Annotated in this window: 19 protein-coding genes; 3 read left to right on the forward strand and 16 right to left on the reverse strand. The window is 50.7% G+C overall.

Going from position 1 to position 21,174, the window contains the following annotated elements; translation table 11 throughout:
* Positions 1–5: 5 nt before the first annotated feature.
* The 3 genes from LZG72_RS05585 to LZG72_RS05595 are packed head-to-tail and all read left to right on the forward strand — an operon-like array spanning position 6 to position 4,781.
* Positions 6–2,003, forward strand: coding sequence for a hypothetical protein (locus LZG72_RS05585; RefSeq protein ID WP_233868606.1), 1,998 nt, complete (start codon positions 6–8; stop codon positions 2,001–2,003).
* Positions 2,004–2,031: 28 nt separating this feature from the next.
* Entirely contained in the window at positions 2,032–4,326 is a 2,295-nt protein-coding gene (locus LZG72_RS05590; RefSeq protein WP_233868609.1) for a fibronectin type III domain-containing protein, read from the forward strand.
* A gap of 17 nt (positions 4,327–4,343) precedes the next feature.
* Positions 4,344–4,781, forward strand: a complete 438-nt coding sequence (locus LZG72_RS05595) for a hypothetical protein (protein WP_233868612.1) — start codon at positions 4,344–4,346, stop codon at positions 4,779–4,781.
* A gap of 43 nt (positions 4,782–4,824) precedes the next feature.
* On the opposite strand, the gene LZG72_RS05600 is transcribed toward LZG72_RS05595, so the two are convergent.
* The 16 genes from LZG72_RS05600 to LZG72_RS05675 form a co-directional block, all read right to left on the reverse strand.
* A complete protein-coding gene (locus LZG72_RS05600; RefSeq protein ID WP_233868615.1) occupies positions 4,825–6,078 on the reverse strand; it encodes an MFS transporter in 1,254 nt (417 codons plus the stop codon).
* Positions 6,079–6,094: 16 nt separating this feature from the next.
* Positions 6,095–6,883: an HpcH/HpaI aldolase/citrate lyase family protein gene (locus tag LZG72_RS05605; RefSeq protein WP_233868618.1), complete on the reverse strand. Its 789-nt coding sequence runs from the start codon at positions 6,881–6,883 to the stop codon at positions 6,095–6,097.
* 19 nt (positions 6,884–6,902) lie between these two features.
* Positions 6,903–7,694, reverse strand: coding sequence for an SDR family NAD(P)-dependent oxidoreductase (locus LZG72_RS05610; protein ID WP_233868621.1), 792 nt, complete (start codon positions 7,692–7,694; stop codon positions 6,903–6,905).
* Between the two features lie 61 nt (positions 7,695–7,755).
* A complete protein-coding gene (locus LZG72_RS05615) occupies positions 7,756–8,691 on the reverse strand; it encodes an aldo/keto reductase (protein WP_233868625.1) in 936 nt (311 codons plus the stop codon).
* Positions 8,692–8,711: 20 nt separating this feature from the next.
* Positions 8,712–9,782, reverse strand: a complete 1,071-nt coding sequence (locus LZG72_RS05620) for a hypothetical protein (RefSeq protein ID WP_233868627.1) — start codon at positions 9,780–9,782, stop codon at positions 8,712–8,714.
* A gap of 34 nt (positions 9,783–9,816) precedes the next feature.
* The gene (locus LZG72_RS05625; protein WP_233868630.1) at positions 9,817–10,650 is read right to left on the reverse strand and encodes an SMP-30/gluconolactonase/LRE family protein; all 834 of its coding nucleotides are present in this window, start codon (positions 10,648–10,650) and stop codon (positions 9,817–9,819) included.
* Positions 10,643–12,097: a M81 family metallopeptidase gene (locus LZG72_RS05630; RefSeq protein WP_233868632.1), complete on the reverse strand. Its 1,455-nt coding sequence runs from the start codon at positions 12,095–12,097 to the stop codon at positions 10,643–10,645. The genes LZG72_RS05625 and LZG72_RS05630 overlap by 8 nt, the downstream gene beginning before the upstream one ends.
* Entirely contained in the window at positions 12,094–12,477 is a 384-nt protein-coding gene (locus tag LZG72_RS05635) for a RidA family protein (RefSeq protein ID WP_233868635.1), read from the reverse strand. Before LZG72_RS05635 ends, LZG72_RS05630 begins: the two co-directional genes overlap by 4 nt.
* Complete coding sequence (locus tag LZG72_RS05640; RefSeq protein WP_233868638.1) at positions 12,474–13,121, reverse strand: RraA family protein; 648 nt, start codon at positions 13,119–13,121, stop codon at positions 12,474–12,476. Before LZG72_RS05640 ends, LZG72_RS05635 begins: the two co-directional genes overlap by 4 nt.
* Positions 13,122–13,144: 23 nt before the next feature.
* On the reverse strand, positions 13,145–14,038 hold the full coding sequence (locus LZG72_RS05645; RefSeq protein WP_233868642.1) for a dihydrodipicolinate synthase family protein: 894 nt from the start codon (positions 14,036–14,038) through the stop codon (positions 13,145–13,147).
* Positions 14,039–14,063: 25 nt separating this feature from the next.
* Positions 14,064–15,140, reverse strand: coding sequence for a PLP-dependent lyase/thiolase (locus LZG72_RS05650; RefSeq protein ID WP_233868644.1), 1,077 nt, complete (start codon positions 15,138–15,140; stop codon positions 14,064–14,066).
* Positions 15,137–15,952 (reverse strand): SDR family NAD(P)-dependent oxidoreductase, encoded by an 816-nt coding sequence (locus LZG72_RS05655; protein WP_233868647.1) that lies wholly within the window; start codon positions 15,950–15,952, stop codon positions 15,137–15,139. The genes LZG72_RS05650 and LZG72_RS05655 overlap by 4 nt, the downstream gene beginning before the upstream one ends.
* A gap of 46 nt (positions 15,953–15,998) precedes the next feature.
* A complete protein-coding gene (locus tag LZG72_RS05660; RefSeq protein ID WP_233868650.1) occupies positions 15,999–16,910 on the reverse strand; it encodes a succinylglutamate desuccinylase/aspartoacylase family protein in 912 nt (303 codons plus the stop codon).
* A gap of 44 nt (positions 16,911–16,954) precedes the next feature.
* Complete coding sequence (locus LZG72_RS05665; protein WP_233868652.1) at positions 16,955–17,764, reverse strand: SGNH/GDSL hydrolase family protein; 810 nt, start codon at positions 17,762–17,764, stop codon at positions 16,955–16,957.
* Positions 17,761–19,986: a sialidase family protein gene (locus tag LZG72_RS05670; protein WP_233868654.1), complete on the reverse strand. Its 2,226-nt coding sequence runs from the start codon at positions 19,984–19,986 to the stop codon at positions 17,761–17,763. The genes LZG72_RS05665 and LZG72_RS05670 overlap by 4 nt, the downstream gene beginning before the upstream one ends.
* Positions 19,964–21,154, reverse strand: a complete 1,191-nt coding sequence (locus LZG72_RS05675; RefSeq protein ID WP_233868656.1) for a sialidase family protein — start codon at positions 21,152–21,154, stop codon at positions 19,964–19,966. The genes LZG72_RS05670 and LZG72_RS05675 overlap by 23 nt, the downstream gene beginning before the upstream one ends.
* Positions 21,155–21,174: the final 20 nt, after the last annotated feature.

Below are 21,174 nucleotides of genomic sequence, written 5' to 3' on the forward strand. Positions count from 1 at the left end.
TTGATATGAAAACTCTATTGTACAAATTCCTGGTGCTCATTTGCCTTTCCCCGGCTGCATTGCACGCGCAGAAACCGCAGGCCGCTGCTGGTCCGTACGGCGTATTTATCCAGATCGACAAGCTGTTGCACGGCCCGCAATACGTGGTGGAAAGACTGGAAATTGGCAAAACAACTGCCAAACCGGATTGGAAACCCGTATGCACCACAGACAAAGGCCCGGCCAGCGCGACCGATCTCATTGCGCGGCTCACCTTGCTTGCCGACAAAAATCCATTATACGAAATACCGAATGACTCACTGACAAACCTGCTGTACACACGCTATCGCAATGCCGCGCACGCGGATTCGCTCGGCGCCTATGCCACAAACCCGCAATATCTGGAAGCGTTTGGGCTGGGGTTTCTGGATACGGAGGTGGTGCAGGGCAAGCGTTATGACTATCGCGTTCGTGCGCTGGGATCGCGGGAAGGTGTTTTTCACAATCCGGGTACGGTTTCAGTTCCGGGTTCCAAACTGGCTACAACAGCCACGGCCATCAGCCATCATGCCGACGGCCGGGTGGTTACCATTCAATATTTACTTAAAAAACCCAATCCCTACATTGCCGGGGCGCGGGTACTTCGGGCTACTTACGGCCAGACGGATTTTGCTGAATGCGGCGCAGGATGGGGTTTCAGGAAAGGAAAAAAAGACTCGCTTTTTCTGGTTGTTACCGATCAGAATGTGCGCCGGAAAATGCTCTATTCGTATGTGATTTATCTCAAAGATTTTTTGGGAAACGAAAGCAATGCATCCGATATGCTAACCATTGCCAACCTCCGCCCGCAGGATGAAACGCCCATTATTTATGAGATCAAAACAGTTTCAAAAGAAGAAGAAAATGCCATTGCAGTGAGCTGGAAGCTTTCTACTACCAAAGATCTCCGGTCGGTGGAAATCTGGCGCAGTGAGAAGTTTGATGTAAGTTTCAGGAAAATCGGCATTGCTGCGGCGACGGATACGGTTTATTACGACAACCAGGTGGAACCGGTTGCGGGTTACTATTATCAGGTGAGGCTGAACGGAACGTATGGAACCTCGGCCGAGTCGGTGAAAGTTTCGGGAATGCTCAAAGCCAATCGCCCCGCATTGGTATCGCCCACGCATTTTCAGCTGAAAGAATCCGGAGACTCGCTCACATTCCGCTGGCAGGCCGCCGATTTCGACACACATGGTTACTACATCTATTTCGCCGCCGGGCAGACGGATTCAATGCAGCGTTATTCGGATATTATTCTGGCTGGGAAGGATTTAAAATTCCAGGTTCCGGCAAAAAGGCTTGCGACGGGAACGGGTTACCGGTGGGCGGTTGTGGCAGTAAACACCAGCTACAATATGGGACCGATGAGCGAGATACTATATTCGGAACCGCGTTTCCCCGACCGTCTCGCCACGCCCATTAATCCCGAAATGATCTATCAGGATGAAAATGCATTGCTCGTCTGGGAAAATATGCGATCCATTGATCCCTACATTCTCGGATATATGATTGAAAGAAAAGCCGCTGACGATAAAGCTTACAAAGAAATTTACCGCCAGGAAAATGAGGATAATGCGCGAAACTACTACACCGACAGCACAGTAAAACAAGGCATCCGTTACAGCTACCGGATCAAAGCTTTTGGATTAAATCAAAAACTGAGCGGGTTCAGCACCGATTTTGAATACTACAAACCACTCGACGCGGTGCTTCCCGTACACGGACTGAATGTCGCTTCCACGAATAAAGGCGTGCTCGTAAGCTGGGATGCGCCATTGAAAAAGCCCGAAAAATTCCTGGTTTATCGCTTCACTGAAAAAACCGAAAAACCAAGATTGATCACGGCTGCACTGGGAACGCAAAATGCATTCATCGACCGGGATGCGGCACCTGGCGTCGGTTACTACTATCATGTCGTGACCGTCGACGCCGGTAACCGGGAGAGCGTCGCAACCAATCCGGTAAAAGTTGATTGGAAATAAATCTGGCTACAATCTGGCATCCTGAACAATGAAAAATCGAACATTCTTTCATACCATTTTACTTTTTGTGCTTTGCATCGGCAATGTGCTGCTTTTCCCAAAAACCGGCCTCGCCCAGCGTCCCATGCTTCGGGCAAATGTGGTGTCGTATAAACAGGTGGATCTTTCCTGGGACCGGCTTCCCGCTTCGGTTGAGGTTTTTATAGTGGAAAGAAAAGAAGACGGGCCGGGGCAGAACTTTGCTGCGATCTCCGGTAATCTGTCCGGCACCACCTTTTCCTATCAGGACAAAACCGTTCAGGAAAACCGAAATTACATTTACCGGGTGCAAGCCACCTGCGACAAATCTTGCGGCGGCACGTTAAATGAAGTAAGGGTGACCACACCATCCGCCCCGCCTGCAAACCCGAGCAATCTGGAAGCTTTTTACATTTCCGGTCGGGGTATGGCCATTACCTGGCAGGGAAATAACAGCGACGGCACCACTTTTCTGCTGGAACGCTCGGACAATGGAGGTGGTTTCAACTTACTTACGAGGGTTCCGTACAGCAGGTCGCTCAGCTACAACGATGGCACCACGACGGCGGGCAACAGCTACTGTTACCGGGTAAAAGCAGTCGGTGCCGGTGGAGAATCGGGTTACTCGAACGAGGGTTGCGTGAGCAGGTCGGTTCCTAAACCCACGGCTCCTTCCGGACTTTCGGCAAACGTCGCAAATGCACGGCAGATCAACCTTTCCTGGACAGACAATGCGACCAACGAAACGGGTTTTGAGATTGAAAGGTCTGAGAACGGGACTAACTTTTCCAAAATCGGCGACGCGGGCGAGAATGCGACTTCTTATCAGGATAATGGTGTCAATCCCAAAACAAAATACTGGTACCGCGTTTTGGCAAAAAATGGCGGAGGAACTTCGGATTATTCCAATGTCGCGGATGCTACCACGCCGGACGTCGCTCCGAATGCACCCCAAAGGCTGAGTGCGCAGCCCGTTTCCAATACGCAGATCGACCTCACGTGGGCAGATATCTCCGGCAATGAAACGGGCTTTGAATTACAGCGATCATTGGATGGAAATGCATTCAGCAAACTGGCGGACTTACCCGAAAATGCCACGAGCTATTCGAATACCGGGCTTTCGACACTGACCAAATACTGGTACCGGATCCTGGCCAAAAATGCGATCGGGAGCTCGGGATTTTCAAATGTCGCCGAAGCGACCACATTCGACGTCCCGCCCGGCGCTCCAGCAAACCTGACCGCCCAAACGGTTTCCAGCAGCCAGATCAACCTTACCTGGAAAGACCAGGCGACCAATGAGGCGAAGTTTGAACTGGAGCGTTCGACGGACGGAACGAGCTTTTCCAAAATCACTGACATAAACGCGAATACGACCACCTACGAAAATACCGGACTGCAGCCCGCGACCAAATACTGGTACCGCGTGCGGTCGGTCAATGGATCGGGTCCATCGATATTTTCCAATATCGCAGACGCTACTACTTTGGATGTTGTGCCAAATGCACCGGCCAGGCTGAGCGCTACCACCGTAAATTATGAGCAGATTAACCTGGCGTGGGAAGATGTGTCGGGTAATGAAACCGGTTTCCAAATCGAGCGGTCGACCAATGGGACGACATTCAATAAAATTGCTGATCTGGGGGCGAATGTGAAAACCTATGAAAGTAAAGGTCTGAATGCTGAAACCAAATATTACTTCCGCATCCGGGCGGTGAATGCGATTGGGAATTCGCCGTACAGCAATGTAGCGGACGCAACCACTGCAAAAGCCCCGATCCCGGATGCGCCCACCAACCTCACAGCTGTTCCGGTGGATTTTGATTTGATACAATTGAGATGGTCGAAACTTTCGGCCAACGCGACCGAGGTGATCATTGAACGTTCGACCAAACCCAATGCAGACTTCAAGCAAATCGGCCGGCAGGCCGCGTCGGTTATTCAATTTGCAGATCGGGAAATACTGGATGTGGCGGATTACTACTACCGGATCAAAGCCATCAATGCAGCCGGAAGTTCGGGGTATAGCAACGTAGCCCCGATTTTTGCGGCCTCCATTATCACGGCGGTGGAGCCGGTCGGCAGACAGGAAAGTATCTACTGCGTAAATCGCACGTTAGTCATTGAATTGCCCCGCGCAGCCAACATTCGTGTAAATCTGTGTAACATCCGTGGCCAGAAACAAATGGATTTCCAAACTTCCGGCTCCTGTCAAACCGACTTATCAGGCTTGTCAGCAGGCATTTACATTGTAGTAATTGAAACCGAAAAGAAAATCATCAAACAAAAAATCGCTTTGTTTTAACCGATAAAAACCAGTTTATGAAAACGCATTTACCGTGGCTGATTTGTCTGACGATCATCGCAGCTGCCTGCCAGCCAAAGAAGGTTGAACCAATTCATGTGGGCAAAATATGGAAAGCCAAAACCGTGAAAGAAAACGGCACGCTGGTTTATTCAGAAGGCAGCACGACCAACATTCGTCCCAGCTATACCTTGTTCCGGCTGGATCTGACCGCAACAGATCAGGTAAAATTCACAGATCTGGACGGAAGAAAACTCATCGGAACCTGGTCACTTTCTACGGACAACAACCGGCTGATCCTGGAAAATCTGACGCCACCACCCAGCCTTACAAGCGGCAATGTCGAATTCTATGTGACAAGCCCGCCCAAGGATTCGCAATTGGAATTAAAAAGGACAACGGAAAGCCGGAAGACAGGTAATGCAGTGAATGAGTATGTACTGGTGCCGGAGTAAATCATACCGTAAAACGTACGCCAAGCCTGTTGGCAATCAACTTTTACACCAATTTATCCGGCTTTGGTTTCAGCGTATAAAGCAATGCAGCCATAACCACCATGCATACGGAAGAAATTCTGAAAAGAAGTCCGACGTCGACGTTCATATCCCGCAGCCAGCCTCCGGCATAAAGACTTACACCTCCAACCAGGCAGGAAATAAAGTTGAGAATCCCGTAAGCGGTGGCAATCAGCCTGCGATCCACGATCTGGGTTAGCATAGGCATCATATTGGCATCCAGAAAAACGCGGAAGAAACCAAAAGCCACGAAACCGGGCAAAGCGAATGCGAGCGTATCCGCCAGGCTCGCAAAAAAGATAGCCGGCGCGGCAATCAGTAAGCCGATTGCCGGTACGAGCATTCTGGCACGAGGATTGCGTTTTGCCCAGCGATCGGCCAAAAACCCTCCGGTGAGCACCCCCAGTAATGCAGCCGTATAGATGTATCCGGTTGAATACACTCCCGCCATACTTTGACTGAGGTTAAAATGTTCTTTAAAATAAGTGGGCAACCAACCCGTGACGAGCCATACCACAATCCCGCCCGTGCCCCAAAATAGCAAAGTAGTAATGTACTGACGGTTAAAGAACAATGCTCGGATTGCTCCTCTCAAATCCACACCAACATCGGGAGACGTCATTTCCGAATGGATTTCCGCCTGTACCACGTCCTTCGGAGCTTCACGGAGGAGTACGGTAAGTATCAAAGCATAAACGATACCAAACAACCCGAATGCAAGGAAAGCGTAGTTCCAGCTATGTGTTTCGGCGAGCCAGCCGCCCACGAAACCCAGGCTCTGGCCAATCATGATTCCCGCCATATGGATTCCGTTTGCCAGAGAACGTGTCGCTCCTTTGTGGTAATCCATGATCAGCGCCAGTCCAGCCGGAATGTAACATGCTTCGCTGATCCCCATCAATGCCCGTGTCAGCAGTAATCCTTCGTAGGTAGTGACATAGGATGTGAGCAAAGTTACGAGCGACCACACGAACAAACTTCCGATGATCACCCACGAGCGCTTAAACCGATCGGCCAGAAAACCTCCCATCGGGCTCAGAAATCCATATATCCAGAGAAATAAAGAGGTAAGCAAGCCAAACTGGGCGTCGGTCATGGGTATGGAGTCCACAATGGAGAACCGCATGGTCGTAATCATCATGCGGTCCAGGTAATTCAGGCAACCCACGACACTGAGCAAACCAACAATCAGCCACGCATATCGTCGCGACCCTTTTTCAATGGAAATTAGTGACATAGCAGATTTTTATAAACTATAAATAAAGAGCGCGCTGACGGATTGCATGGATATCACTTTCCAATTTTTGGCTGAAAAGGCTCATATCATTGCTGTGAATGACCATATCGACGCCTTCTCCGACCCAACGGCTTTGAATTTCGGGCCCCATCCAAAACTGAATCCCAACATGCTTCCCCGCTTTGCGCGTACTTCTGACGATGCGCCGGACAGCTTCCTCAAAATCAGGATGATCGTATTGTTCCGCAACGTCCAGGCTGACCGACAGATCGTGGGGGCCGATGAAAACCCCATCCAGGCCTGGCTGAGCCAGCAACTCATCGAGCCTTTCGAGCGCTGGTTTGCTTTCGATGTTTGCGATCAGCAAGTGGCCCGCATTGTACTCGTTCAGGTATTTCGAGGTATGTTGGGAAATGGAAGTAGTATCGGCCAATGCAGCTTCCAGCAATTCCCCTTTCAAAGGTCTGTACTTGATCGCCCCTGTCAGCGCGGTGAGCTGAGCGACGGTTTCAATGTAAGGTACCACGATACCGATCGCCCCGGCATCGAGAGCCTGCACCGCGAGAAAAGGATCGGGATTCGCGATGCGCACGATGGGTGTGATACCCATATACCGCAGAAGCCAGCAGGCCTCGGACAAGCTCGCGCGGTCCGAAGGAATATGTTCCGTATCCAGAAATACAAAATCCAGCTCTGCCCCTGAAACCGTTCGCAACCAGCGGGACGACAAGTTGGTGAGGCAGGTGCCGTAAACCGTGGCACCTGCCGAAAGCTTCATTACCAAATCATCCTTTTCCACATGCATTCCATTGAATTTTAAACATTTACCAGCTTGTCCACCCACCATCCACGACGAGGTTATGCCCCGTAACGAAAGCGGATGCTTCCGACGCCAGAAAAACCACGGGACCTTGTATATCGCGGTCACTGGCAAACCGGCCGAGTGGAGTAAGTCGTTTATAATTGGCAATAAATTCCTCTTTTCCCTCCATCCTTTCCACACCGGGGCCATATCCTCCCGGACTAATGCAATTGGCCCTGATGTTATGCCCGCCGTAGTAATTGGCCAGCCATTTGGTAAAACCCACCATACCCCATTTGTCATACGTGTAATTGACCGGGCTTGTCATGCCTGTTTCTCCGTAAACCGGAAAATGCGGGCCTACTACACCCTGAATGGACCCTATGTTGATGATGTTTCCGCTACTCCGCTCACGCATTCCTTTTACCACTTCTTTTGTGATCAGCATCAGTCCGGTGGAATTAACACGCTGGGCCGCTTCCCAATCGGCCCCATTCATATTTTCGAGATCACTGAATCCCTGGCGTGAAACAGCGTTGTTCACCAGAATGTCGATCTTTCCAAATTGCGCGGTGACGCCTTGCACGAACTCCGCAATGGAATTTTCCGAGGCCAGATCCAGCTCCCAGCCGCTTGCTTTCAGGCCCTGGTCCGTGAGAGTTCTGGCATATTCCCGGCAGTTTTCGGCGTTCCGGGACGCGATCACGACTTCGGCTCCGGCGCTGGCAAGTGCAGATGAGATCGGGGCGCCAAACAACCCTGTACCTCCCGTCACCACAGCTACTTTGCCGGAAAGATCGAATAAGTCACTCATATCAATTTTTTGGTTAATGTTAATCTCGTTGCTTCAGTCTGCGATGCAATCCCAATGTTTTTTAGTTCCACAAGGCCGGTGTGATCACTTCAATCGGCACATTGATGCTCAGTTTTAAAAGTTCAGCCCTGAGTTCCGCAGAAAGGATCGGCGCATTCAGCAGCCTTAAATTTGCTTCCACCTGCCCGATGTTTTCGGCACCGATCACCAGACTATCTACTGCATCGAGATCACGGATAAAGCTGAATGCAAGTTCAGCTACCGATAAATCAGAGTCGGCAGCAAGCTCGTTGAGCCTGTTCAAAAAGGGCGCGGCGGCGCTCAGTTTTCCGGTTAAACCTCCCGGATCTTTCCAGAAAAGTCCCTGCAAAAACACACTTCGGATCATGATCAATTTTCCCTTTTCATGAAGACTTCGAAGCGTTCCGTTTGCTATAATGGCCTGATCGAGCACATTAAGAGGAATTTGTAATGCTTCAAAAGCATCGTCATCCAAAAGATGATCCGCCTCGGAGGAATAATACAATGAAATGCCCCCGTGCGCAATGAGGTTTTCGTGCTTCAGCCGGTTGAGCAATTCCGGCACAACTTCCTTCACCTGCTCTATGGACTCAGCGGCTCCTTTGTGATATAATACCAACGGCAGCTTCCCAATACCAAGCCGTTCAAGCGATTGTCCGACGATCAGCCGGACTTCTTTCCATACTTTTTCCAGATCAACCGCCCGATCGGCATCGTACTTGAATTTGGATACGATAAAAAGATCTTCCTTTTCCACTCCGGCTAAATAGCCTCCAAGTACATCCTCGGAAGATCCGTAGGTGGGGGAGGTATCAAAACTATTGATTCCATTCCTGACCGATGCCGCGAGCAAGGCATGCGCATCTGCAACGCTTGGCGCACCCTGGCGATTGGCAATCCCATAATCCATTCCAAGCTGGACCGTGCCGAGCGCCAACTTCGAAACTTTGTATTGATTGAAAGATGTATAATTCATAATGCATTAAAAATCAGCCCCTATCGCACTTCTACAATAGTCGGGGTACGAATTCCAGGTTTCACTTCTCCGCTGATGTACAGCCAGGATGATTTGTAAGGCACAACGGCAAGCGTGACGCGTGCCTGGAAATCCGGTTGCTCCGCAATGTATTCCCAGGTATCATTTGCGGGGTAATAGTACAGCATCGAGCGGCCGATACCCGGGTGTGTCCGGGGAGTGCGGTACTGGGCGGTGACAGCATCCACCCCGCCCCAGATGAGCATCCGGTCCGGACGTATTTGCGGAAGCGTACCCGCCGCAGACACGCCTCGGGGAATCGGTGCCATTTTCTTCCAGATCGCATTCCATTTTTCGTCGGCATAATTCAGTTTTAATTCATAATTATCCAGCAGGATATCCCTGAACTTTTCACCGAATGCATTGAGGCCGGTCGTCTCACCTCCCATCAGGAAGATACGACCTCCGAAAACCCCGCTCGCAGGCAGCGTCCGCTCCGGGCCGGGCCACGCATTGATCCGCTGCCAGCCTTTCTCCGGCCGGGCCAGATCCAGCAGCAATGCCCGGGCCAATGGCGAATCTGTCGGAGAACTTGTCCCTCCCATAATCACCAGACAATCCCCGAGCAAGCTTCCTGCCATATAGGCAAGAGATTCGGGCAATGCGGGTAAATCCTTCTTTACTAACTTGTTATTGATCCATTCATAACTAAATACCGAAGAAAGATGGCTGTCCGAGGTGCACCCGCCGACGAGGATCACCTGATCTTTATAGCTCACGGTGACTCCATATCCCGCTGCCTGCGGCAACTTTTCAGTCAATAATTGCCACTTCCCATTTGAAAATGCATAAATGTGATCGTACCATTTCTTTGTGCCACCTTCCCAGGGAAACTTGTCTGGGAAATTCGCTCCGCCCATCGCCAGCAAAGTGCCATGCGAAACGCCCGCATACATGGCAGCAAAGCCGCGGCTGTCGGGAAGGGACGGAAATGACGACCAGGTTAATGGGGTCGTTTGAGCCATCATATCATCAGAAAAAATAAGTGTCAGGAAAAAATAAACGGAGAATAAAAGTCTGGGAAAACGCATACCTCAATCTGTTAACAGTGAATGAAAACGACTTTTATTCAAATAAAACGGTAACCAACATCACTGCTCCGGGCCCGGGCTCTCCATATCCTCCCGTCACAAGCAGTTGCTTCCGGAAAGGTTCATCGGAGATGAAAGCCAGATTGCTTGTCAATGGGAGTTCTGTATCAATGGAAAATAGCCACTTCCCATCCGGGGCGATGACCTGAATGGCCTGCATCCCGTAATGTGCTACCCAAAGTCTTCCCTCACGATCCGTGGCAAGTCCATCGGGCAGATTGCAGGCCAGGTCACCGCTGGGATGAGCGGGAAGATCAATGCAGGTATAAGTTTCGGCCGGCTCTCCCGGTGCTTCCAGATCGTAGACCCGAACACGATTTGAATAACTCTCCGCCACATACAACCGGGTTTCATCGGGATTCAATGCGATGCCATTCGCATAATCGATGTCGGTAATGATGCATTTTTCATTACCGTCGCTACCGTGAAAGAAAACCTTTCCCTCGGCACGGACCGAATCTGTAAAATACAGATTACCGCGGCTGTCGACCAGCAGATCATTAGGCGTTTGCACCGGTATTCCACCACAGGTACCATCGATGATTAATCCGGAAAATGTTCCGTCAGGCTGGTAAGAAGCAATCCTGCCTGACCAGGATTCACAAAGCCAATGTTGCCCGTTGCTGACGATAATCTGTCCATTTGGACAATCGCCCTGAGCCCAAACAGCCGTTTCCCCATCGGGCCACACGCGCAAAATCTGCTGCCCCGAAAGTGTTGTAACAAACCATTCTTCCGCGGACCTTACTGCGGGGCCTTCGGAATAGAATGCAAGATCAGCCAGCTTTCGTACCTGGTATTCAATCATATTCAAATGGAAAAAGCGGAATACGCCGGTTCAGGAAGTCAAAACGGGTCATATCCGCGCCTGTGGTTCCGGGAGTATCTATTTTACAAATGTTTTTACAAACCTCCTGATAAGCTGCAATGGGCGCATTCACACCTTTGGCAACGATGTAATCAAAATCGTCGGGCTTTAATCCTTTGGATAGCAATTGCTGCAAACTATAAGGAACCGTACGCAAAGACGTAAGCATAATCGTTTGTCCGCTTGCAGTCGCTACGATCGCCGATTGTCCCATATCAAAATTGACAAAACCGCCGTGCTTTGGGGTTGATTCGGAAAAATGCCCGTCAATCAACCTGCTGCTCACTACGGAAACCTCGTATCCACTCTCTCCCACACGAAGTGAAAAAGGGAGTGCTGGGTTTTGTTCCAAAGTTTTCACCGCCCGGGGATCATAAATGCATATAAACATCCTCGACAGACGGGCTTCATCAAATGCCTCCAGCAGGTGCGTACTTGCAGCGGTACCTCCGCCGCCGACATTGTCGCCCATGTCAAGCAGCAACACCGGTTTTTCAAGCCCGGGGAGCTGGGGGATCAAAGTATAAATATCTGTTTTGGCGCCATTGAATGTCTCGAGGCGGGCATTCACATAGTCCAGTAATTTCTCAGTGGCCTTAATTACATCAGTATTGCCTTTTTCATAAATCAATAAAAAAGCAGATCCCATTTCGGCCACATCCGCATAAGGAAATCCCAGCAGCAGGCTGACGGACTGCAGGTTGAATGCGCCGCGCAGCTCCTCAGCATATTTCAGTAAGCTCCGGCAAGGATCTTCAGAAGTATTCTGCTGTTCGATGCTGATCGCCATCGGCAACTGAAGCAAGGTCTGCTCATATTGCTTTCCGTCCAAAAGGATCGACACCATCAGTCTGGCGGCCTTTCGGCCTGCTTCTGCCTGGTCGAGATGCGGGTTGGTCTGATAGGGAAACAAAGCGGTGGTTCCGGAGGCCATCAGCGAGCTCACATTGGCATGCGGATCAAGGGTTCCGATAACCGGAATTTCCGATCCGACGCGGCTCCGGAGTTCATGCAGCCAGTAGCCGTCCATGTCCGGGTGCAGCTCGCTTACTCCTGCCCCGTGCGGAGCGACGAGGATGCCGACAAATGGCCCGGATGCTTCCAGAAGCTCAAACATCCTGGAAAGCAGGGTTTCCAATGCTTCATTTGTGACCATTCCGCCGGGAGTGGCGTATGCGTAAAAAACCGGAACAAGAGAAAGCGCACCGATTTGTCCGATAACCTCAGCCATCCCGCTGATTTCGTGGTTACCGCCTCCGTATTCGGCCAGGATCTGTTCCTGTTCCAGCCAAAAACCGTTGTGAAATGCCCCGAGGTCGGTTGCCTCGGGTGCAAAGGTGTTTGTTTCATGATAAATGCCCAGCAGAGCAATTCTCTTTCTGATCATTCCGGAAGAAGGAAAACGGCATCCACCTCAAATTTCAGTAACTCCCCGAGACATCCGATGAGCGTAGTTCTGGCCGGATATGGCTCCTGAAAATATTCTTTGTAAATGGCATTGAACTCCGCCAGATATTCCTGCTTTCCTACGTAGTTACGTACCTGGACGGCATCATTCAGCGTCGCCCCGGCTGCTTCTACAATGCGTTTGAGGTTGTCAAAAGACCGTCTGCATTCACCTGCAAACGTATCATTCACAATATTTCCCTGATCGTCGGTCGATGCCTGGCCGGAAACAAATACATGTCCTCCTGATATAATGGCCGGAGAAAACGGTAAAGAACTGACGGGGATATTACCTCCTTTTATTACTTTTTTTGCGCTCATAATACTCCAAATGTTTGATATGCTTCCATTGCTTTCATTCCGTTCTTAATGGCATCGCGGGTGCGGTTTTCTGCCGATACTTTCTCCTTCGCTGCCTGGATTACCTGCTCCTCAATTGCCTGGGGAATGACTACTATACCGTCCACGTCGGCGAGTACAATGTCTCCGGGATTGAAAATCACGCCGTCAATTTCAACGGGTATGTCAATGTCGATGACCCGCTGGCGGTTCTGGCTGTCGTAGGGATTGCGGCCGGTGGCGAAAACGGGAAATTTCATCTCCCGCATTTTGGCTATATCCCTCACCGCGCCATGCACAATGGTTCCGACACAGCCGCTGTTCCCAGCCGCCGTAGCCAGCAATTCGCCAAATATCCCGGAGCGATCGGAACCTTGTGCGGCGGCAATGAGTACATCACCAGGCTGACATGAGTCCACCGCTTTCAATTCCAGCTCATACGGGTTTTCATCCTTGTGGAACATGTCTGCCCAAAGCGTGGTTTTGCATCGTCCCATCAGCTTTTCAACGCCGGTAAAGGGATTAAATGGAATGCGCGTGGCCTGTCTGGTATAACCCATGGCATCCAAAACATCCGCCACAACAGCGGAATACAATTCTTCTTTTAAACTATTAAAATCGAGCATGTTGAATCAAAATTAATGACGTACTACGCTTCTTTGAGCCCGAAACTATCGATCGCATCCATCATGGCGATCACCTCTTCATCGGTCCAGGGCATTTCCGGGGCCAGCAACGGAGGCTTTGGCGTACCGATACGGATACCGTATTTCAGCTCCATTCCCCGAACGATGAATGTCCAGATGCATGGCAGGATTTTTTCAATCAGTCCCTGGAACTGAAGCATAAAATCCTGGGCTTCTAATACATGTCCTTCCAGGAAACTGCTCCGGATGTACTTGCAGGTCGGGCCAAACATATTATAAAAAGAACCGATCGCTCCTGCAGTACCGCAGATAGCAGCCTGACACATCAGTTCATCGGCCCCGCTGAACAGCTGCCATTTGCCCGCCGAAAGGTTACTGATAGATCCGATTTCCAGTAATTTATCGGTTGTCAGTTTCATGCCTTTAACCTGAGGTAAATCCAATAGTCTCAGGATTACGTCCCGGTTGGCAGCTCCACCGATCTGGTAAGGAAAGAATGGGAGATCCGTTGCTTCGGCGATGCGGCGATAATGTGTAAATGCCATTTCGCTGCCGCCGGCGTAATAAATGGGGCCTACTGAAGAAATGCCGTCGGCACCGTTATCCGCTGCATGCTTTGCCAGCCGAATGGACTCCTCGGTATTCATGGCGCCTACCTGTACCATCACCGGCAAGCGTCCGTTGACGATCTGCACCGTTCTTTGTGTAATGAATTTCCGTTCTTCCTCGCTGAACAAGAATCCCTGTCCCGTGGAGCCCAGAAGATATAATCCGTCCATTTCCTGGCTGATGAGGAGTTCAATCAGCTTTTCCAGTTCGGATTCATTGGGCTGTCCGTCGGAGTGAACAGGTGTAAGCAGCGCGGGCCACACACCTTTGAATGTATGATTTGTCATTTGGTATTACTTAAAATTTAATTGATCAGGATAGTAATTCGGAAAGTTTTATAAATGAGTTATCCATACCTGCAGGAGCTACGGGCGGGAGGGAGAAGCCAGACTCCACAGTGGCCATATCCTTGAAACCGCTGCCGGTGATGAGGCAGACAATGTTCGCGCTTGGATCGATTTCTCCATTCAAAATGGCTTTTTCAACACCTGCGAGCGCCACCGCGCCGGCAGGTTCGCAGAAGATCCCCTCGCGGAAAGCAAGTTCTTTGTGCCAGCGGAGTATTGTTTCGTCGGAAACGGTTTGGCCGGTTCCACGCAGGGCTTTGCAGGCAGCGATCGTGTCATTGCCGTCGAGTACATTGGCCACCTGAAGTCCGCTGATACGCGTCGTTGAATGCCCGACACTCTTTGCCGGTACTCCGGTCCGGAGTGAAGAAGCAATGGTGTCATTTCCTTCGGGCTGAATGCAATGGACTTTTGATTGCTTTTTTTTAGTAAGTACTCCGCGCGCCACAGCCAGGGTAAGTCCGCCGCCGCCGGCAGGTACAAAGATTTCGGCACTACCTTCAAGTACGTCGAGAATTTCATGCGAAATACTCTCCACTCCGGCCATTCCCGACGCGCAGAAACGATAGGCGCTGATCGGTAAGGGAAGATGAAGTTCCCTGGTCAGTTTTTCAAGATGGTCCATCACGCGACCTGTCACCTCTGCAGAAGTACCGAAGCCGTCGATCATCAGCAATTCGGCCCCATATAGCTGCATTTGTTTGAGCTTGGGCAATGGAGCACCATCGACCACCACAATGATGCATTTGATTTGCGCCGCGGCACAATAAGCTGCCAAAGCTGCACCTGTGTTTCCGCTCGACGTTGCAATGCACCGCGTTTGCCGGTTACTGACCATTTCACTCACCAGTGCCGCCGCGAAACGGTCTTTATAGGAGCCGGTCGGATTCAGGTTTTCCAGCTTGAAATAGAGGTTCGACAACCCCAGCGCCGGCCCGATGTTACGGGATCTTACCAAAGGTGTATTTCCTTCTCCCAGGCTAATGCGACTGGGCTGCGGAGCCGATTGCAATGGGTCGTTTGAGACTAGGTTCGCGTTCAAAATTCTTCCGGAAATTGTATTTTTTTGACTGAGTAAGGATTGAAATTTGGCTGAAACCCGCCATCGACTGTGATCGTCGTCCCGGTGATGTAGGATGCGGCATCGGAACAAAGCCAGGCGATGGTGCGGCCAACTTCCACGGCATCGCCGCCTCGTCCGAGCGGTATAAAATCCGTGAGCTGTTCGATGAGCTGGTCACTGATATTCTCGCCTTCCTGGTTTTTATAATCGTTGCTTAATTCGGTACGGATATAGCCCGGGGCAATGCAAATAACCCGGATCCCGTTGCGTCCATAGGTAATCGCCATTTCTTTGGTGAGGCTTTCCAGCGCACCTTTGGAGGCGATGTAAGCAGCTGCAATTCCCGACGGCCTTCCGGCCATTACACTGGACACATTGATAATGATCCCGGGTATCTGCTGTTTTTCCATTTCAGCTGCCGTAGCCTTACTTAGAAAAACCGGGGCGGTCAGGCAGACGCCGATTGTCTTTTCCCAGGTTGCCAGATCCAGCGTCCGGAGCGAACCGGCTACCCGCCAGGCTGCATTGTTGAGCAGCACATCAATCCTGCCGAACCGTGCGATTGTCTCAATAATCAGTGATTCACGGTATGCTTCACTGTTGAGGTCCCCTGGAAAAGGTGCGGCTGTAATGCCAGCAGCATTAAGCTCTTTTTGTAATGTCTCTAATCCTCGGGTTTCAATATCCGAGAGCATCAGCGCGTAACCCAGTTCGCCCAGTATTCGGGCGGTCGCACTTCCGATCCCTCCTGCTGCTCCCGTGATAACGGCTACTTTTTTTAGTTCTTCCATCAAAGAAGTGTAAAGGTTATCTTTTGGTTATTTTGGATTAAAATGGCTATGTCAGCGTAATCTTTCCAGGATTTGTAATGGGTAAAATTCCACCCAATGCATCTCCGACTTTTACCTTCACGAGGTTCCTCATCAAAAAAGCAAGCCCATCTACATCGGCCATTACTTTTGTCGAATCGCCGGTTAACGGATCATGTATCGTCCCCCAGCATTGACCGGCGACAACCTGATCTCCAACCTTTACTTCTGCCTGAAAAATGCCGTCCGCCGGAGAAGGCATCATTCCTTGCAGGTATCCGCTGTTAATCCGGGAATCTTCCACCCAGTAACGTTCGTGTAGCGGCAGCTCGCTTGCGGCACCGTCCAGCATGTCCAGGTTGCGTAGCAGATTAATGCATCCTTCCATATAATTTTCGATCACAGCCTCGCGAATGCCCGTACCTCCGCCGTATTCAAGATATACTGCCGGAACCCCAGCGTCCCGGGCAACGGACAAGGTCCGGCCATCCGGACCCGGTTCGGTACCCCAGATCACAGGGACCGGAAATGATATGGCCATCTGGCGTTGTTTCTCCAGAACATCGCGGTTCTCATGCAGCATGTAACCCACCAACGGAAAGATGTCGTACATGACGCCGCCGGTGTGCATATCCACCAGATAATCAGCCTCGCGGATAAGTTCACTGATCGTCGCAGCCGCCTGCCCGGATGAACTTCCATTCGGATCGCCCGGGCAGATCCTCGCCAGGTCCAGTCCGTCGGGGCCAAAGCGGCTTGCGTTTTCATAAGCCAGCCGGTTGACCAGCGGGACAATCGTTACTTTGCCGGTGATCAATTTACCTTTGAGAAATTGGCCAAGCCGGGCTGCCGTCAGAATAGGCTCATACTCATCCCCATGCACGCCTGCTGTAATCAGTACGTGCGGTCCTTTCTGTAAGCCTTCAATAACTGTTTTCACTTTTATTGATTTTCAGTAGATTCATTTTCCGATTTGCTGCTCTCTCAATGCTGTCCTTCAAAATATTCGCCTCCGCAGGTAGGTGCCTCGGCATCGAATATATTCAACGTCTTAAATAGTAATCGTGCGATCTGCTGATGTCCCACGTAGTTCGGGTGGAGCCTGTCGTTGAGCCATTGCCGGTAAATGTCATTCAGGAATTTGCTTTGTCTTTTTTCCCAATACTCATAATTGTCAACCAGCAGCACCTTCCTGGAATCAGCCACCTGCCGGATCACAGTTACGTAGTCGGGAAGCGTTTTCCGTTCCGGCGAAAGGTTTAGGATAATGGGATTTGGGGTATGTAAAACCGGCACCGCATTCAGCGCCCTGATCTGCTCAATGATCGATGTAAGGTTTTTTTCAAAAACAGCAGGAGTGATGTCTGGCTTCGAGCAGTCGTTGGTACCGATCATGATGGAGACCACGGAAGGTTCAAAGCGGGACACCCGCCATTGAAAATCCTGCAGGATGCTGGCGGTGGTTTGCGAGCTGATTCCTGTATTGATCACCCAGTCGCGTGTCCTCGTGAGTTCCCATCGCAATCGTTCCTCAAATATTTCCGGATATGAACGTCTCCCGGCCGTATGCTTCGCCCCGTGCGTGATGCTATCGCCTGTGAATACCCAGATATGTGGTTTTGAATCGCGGAGAATCTCATTGATGCGCTCCAAATCCTGCGCATCAACAACGGTCTGTGCATGCAAACCCGTCCCGCCGCCGTAAGCCAGGGTAGTAACACCAACAGGCAAAACGGCACCTAACGTCCTCAAAAATAGTCGCCGCGGCAGAGTATGCTTCTGCTGATCGTTCATTGGTAAAGCCATTTCTGGTTGATACGGGTCACTCTCAGAACAGACAAATGTGTTTTTGCGGACTGGCTGCCCGCGCAATATCCCAGCAACACCTCGTTTTTGGTAAAATGTGCTGCGGTATAGCAGTACCACCCATCCGGGTCTGTTTCAATGTTTTTCACGTTTGTCCAGGTAGCGCCGTCGTCTTTGGAAATTGCGACTGTCAATGGTGTGCGCACTCCGCCGTGCCATTCGCTTTCCCTTTTTGGGTTATTGTTCCAAATCATCAGCAAATCGCCCGTTTTAGGCATTCTGACAATGGTAGCCGGTGACATGGGCGAGTCAATACTGGTCTCCTGAATGTGTGACCAGGTTTGACCTTTATCACTCGAAAACGACATTTGCTGTTTGCCACCACTTGCCCGGATGATCATCAGAAGACGTCCGTCTTTGAGCTCGACCAGACCAGGTTCCTGAGTAATGATTTTGGTATCATTCGGCACAGCCTTGCCCGATTTCCAGGTTTGTCCGTTGTCGTCCGAATAATAACTGAACAAGGTTGCCTGATTGCTCCATTTTCCATTGTCGTCCCCGTGCCGCGCCACCGCCATGATCAATCTTCCGTTTTTGAGTTGTATAACCCGGCTGTTGTTGAGTACAAAATATCCTTCCTGGTCGGTAATGCAGGCAATCGGCGATGACCATGTTTTTCCTTCGTCGGAAGAAAGGCGAAGGAGTGGCTTGCAATCTGTTTCTGAGTTTTTCTTGAGATACCAGAGAGCAATCCGTCCGTTTTTGAGCCGAAGCATGGAAACCGACATCACATTCATGTCTCCTTCTCGTTCCACGACGATGTGGTCGTCTTTTGTCCACGTCTTGCCCTGATCGGAGGAGTACCGGCCGGCCAGGTATGCGGGTGCATGGTCACTGGATGAGCCGCCCGTGTAGCGACTGTACACAAAGAGTAATCTGCCATCTTTCAGCGTCACAAAATCTCCCTCACTGTTGCGCGGGTTGTCACTGCCTGGGTTAAGTTGTAATGCGATGGGCAGGTTTTTGTCCCTATCCGTTTCCTTTTTTAGTGCAATGGCGGCCCATTGCTTTGCAAACCGCTCATTGAGGGCCGGGAGACTGTATCTTTTTACTTTCAGACTCAATCCTTTGGCGTTATTGCCTTCGGGGTTCACATAATAGGAAAACAACACGTGGTCTCCTTCGAAATGAATGGAGGTATAGGCGTATTCTTCGTTTGGATCGGTTTCGATGTTTGTGAGCGCAACCCAGGACTTTCCATTGTCCCGAGAGGCTGAAATGGTCAGCGGGGAACGTTTGGATTTAAAATAACCGGGGCCCGATAAACCATTGTTATTATGTACTGCGATCAGGTCGGCTGTTCCCGGAAAGCGTTTCACAGAGGCAGGTGCAACAGGCGAATGCAGGCCCGATTGAGTCGCCATAGCCCAGCTCGCACCACGATCGTCCGAAAAGGTCTGGTACTGACGTCCGCCACTGGCCCGGATGATCATCATGATCCGGCCGTCGGCCAGTTCAACAACACCCGGTTCCTGCGTGATCACCGAATCGGGCGTGGGTACGATCTTTCCGCTTTTCCAGGATTGTCCGTTGTCGTCGGAGAAATAGCAACTTAGCCTCCCTTTATTGCTCCACTTGGTGGAAGCCGTTTTGTGAAGGGATACCGGTGCGATCAGCCTTCCGTTCCCGATTTGTATCACCCGGTCGTTGTTCAAAACAAAATAGCCTTTTTCGTCGGTGATTACAGACCTTGGCGCAGACCAGGTTTTAGCCTCATCCGTGGAAAAGCGGACCTGCGGAATGCAATCGTCCAGGGAATTTTTACGGGCGTAAAACAAAGCCAGTGTCCCGTTTTTCAGGCGAAGTAAGGAAACGGACATGACGTTCATATCACCCTCCTTGTCAAGTACCAGATGGTCTTCTTTCGTCCAGGTTTTGCCGCCATCGGAAGAAAATCTGCCCATTAACTGCGCCGGTGCGTGATCACTGGCGGTCCCCTCAAAACGAGAGTAAACCAACAGTACACGCCCGTCTTTCAGCGTAGTCATCGCACCTTCGGTATTGCGCGGGCTTTCGGCGCTGGCCGCCAGGGTCAGTACGGTTTCTCCGGCGAGGTCGCTGTTTTGGCTGTGCGCAACCGAGAAAACCTGCGTGGCCGCTGCCATCAGGCAGGAAACCACAAAACGTTTATTTAGAAAAAAGCCACCCATGGTTGATTTTTGTCAGATTTGTAATGGAAAGACCGGTACCCTTTGAGCGAAAACCGGCACAATAGCTTAGCAAAAGGTCGCCCTCTGAATTAAACCGTGCTGCGGTGTAGCAATAATGCCCGTCCGGATCGTCGTGAATTGTTTTGACCTGCTTCCAGCTCTGGCCTTCGTCGGCTGATACAGCAATGTTGAAAGGTGTTCTTTTGCCGTAACCAAGGCCCAGCACACCGAAGTTGTTCCAGATCGCGACCAACTGTTTTGTAGCCGGATCACGGACAATGGTAGCAGGGGATAAAGGTGAGGGAAGGTTGTAGGGAACGGCCATTTGCCATGTTTTTCCTTTGTCTTTGGAATAAGAGGCATACTGCATTCCGCGATCCGTGCGGATATACATCATGACGGAACCGTCTTTCATTTGGAGCAACCCCGGCTCCTGGGCCATTACGGCATCCGGCACTTTGACCTGTGCGCTTCTTTTCCAGGATTTGCCATCGTCATCCGAGTAATAGCAAAACAACTGGCCGTAGTTATTGAAACTCGACTCATGTTTCTCCGGTGAAACTCCTTTTACATCGGTGGTGTGCAGCGCCACGGGTACCAGCAGCCTGCCCGATGGCAATTGAATGACCCGGGCATTGTTCAGGACGTAATATCCGGGACGGTCGGTAATGCACGCCACCGGTTCTTTCCAGGTTTTTCCTTCATCTTCGGATATCCGTAAATAGGGAATGCAGTCATTAATGGAATTTTTGCGGGCATAAAACAAGGCTATCCTGCCGTTTTTCAACCGGAGCAGCGACACCGACATAACGTTCATTGCGCCTTCGTTTTGTACTACAATTTCGTCTTTCTCCGTCCAGGTACTGCCGCCGTCCGAGGAGTAGCGTGCAGCCAGGTGTGAGTTGCCAAAATCGCTCGAAGATTTTCCCGTGAAATGCGTGTACACGAAAAGAATGCGGCCGTCTTTCAATGTCACAAAGTCGCCCTCGCTGTTGCGGGGGTTATCTGTGCCTGGCAATATTTGTAATGCAACCTGCGGGCCGGGAACGGATTGGCCTTGCGATGGGAGGCTGGAAATCATCATTACGACCAAAACTCCGACGCTGCTAAAACTGAGTCGCAGAGTCGTAAGCCATTTAAACAAGACCATTGATTTTATGCCGTTCATATCAAATTATAAGGGTTTAG

The sequence above is a fragment of the Dyadobacter sp. CY323 genome (assembly GCF_021390245.1).
In the GTDB taxonomy this organism is placed as follows: Bacteria; Bacteroidota; Bacteroidia; order Cytophagales; family Spirosomataceae; genus Dyadobacter.

Excerpts from the sequence above, each read along its gene's own strand:
- LZG72_RS05585 (WP_233868606.1), top strand. The coding sequence starts at position 6 with ATGAAAACTCTATTGTACAAATTCCTGGTGCTCATTTGCCTTTCCCCG.
- LZG72_RS05590 (WP_233868609.1), top strand. The coding sequence starts at position 2,032 with ATGAAAAATCGAACATTCTTTCATACCATTTTACTTTTTGTGCTTTGC.
- LZG72_RS05595 (WP_233868612.1), top strand. The coding sequence starts at position 4,344 with ATGAAAACGCATTTACCGTGGCTGATTTGTCTGACGATCATCGCAGCT.
- LZG72_RS05600 (WP_233868615.1), bottom strand. The coding sequence starts at position 6,078 with ATGTCACTAATTTCCATTGAAAAAGGGTCGCGACGATATGCGTGGCTG.
- LZG72_RS05605 (WP_233868618.1), bottom strand. The coding sequence starts at position 6,883 with ATGCATGTGGAAAAGGATGATTTGGTAATGAAGCTTTCGGCAGGTGCC.
- LZG72_RS05610 (WP_233868621.1), bottom strand. The coding sequence starts at position 7,694 with ATGAGTGACTTATTCGATCTTTCCGGCAAAGTAGCTGTGGTGACGGGA.
- LZG72_RS05615 (WP_233868625.1), bottom strand. The coding sequence starts at position 8,691 with ATGAATTATACATCTTTCAATCAATACAAAGTTTCGAAGTTGGCGCTC.
- LZG72_RS05620 (WP_233868627.1), bottom strand. The coding sequence starts at position 9,782 with ATGCGTTTTCCCAGACTTTTATTCTCCGTTTATTTTTTCCTGACACTT.
- LZG72_RS05625 (WP_233868630.1), bottom strand. The coding sequence starts at position 10,650 with ATGATTGAATACCAGGTACGAAAGCTGGCTGATCTTGCATTCTATTCC.
- LZG72_RS05630 (WP_233868632.1), bottom strand. The coding sequence starts at position 12,097 with ATGATCAGAAAGAGAATTGCTCTGCTGGGCATTTATCATGAAACAAAC.
- LZG72_RS05635 (WP_233868635.1), bottom strand. The coding sequence starts at position 12,477 with ATGAGCGCAAAAAAAGTAATAAAAGGAGGTAATATCCCCGTCAGTTCT.
- LZG72_RS05640 (WP_233868638.1), bottom strand. The coding sequence starts at position 13,121 with ATGCTCGATTTTAATAGTTTAAAAGAAGAATTGTATTCCGCTGTTGTG.
- LZG72_RS05645 (WP_233868642.1), bottom strand. The coding sequence starts at position 14,038 with ATGACAAATCATACATTCAAAGGTGTGTGGCCCGCGCTGCTTACACCT.
- LZG72_RS05655 (WP_233868647.1), bottom strand. The coding sequence starts at position 15,952 with ATGGAAGAACTAAAAAAAGTAGCCGTTATCACGGGAGCAGCAGGAGGG.
- LZG72_RS05665 (WP_233868652.1), bottom strand. The coding sequence starts at position 17,764 with ATGAACGATCAGCAGAAGCATACTCTGCCGCGGCGACTATTTTTGAGG.
- LZG72_RS05670 (WP_233868654.1), bottom strand. The coding sequence starts at position 19,986 with ATGGGTGGCTTTTTTCTAAATAAACGTTTTGTGGTTTCCTGCCTGATG.
- LZG72_RS05675 (WP_233868656.1), bottom strand. The coding sequence starts at position 21,154 with ATGAACGGCATAAAATCAATGGTCTTGTTTAAATGGCTTACGACTCTG.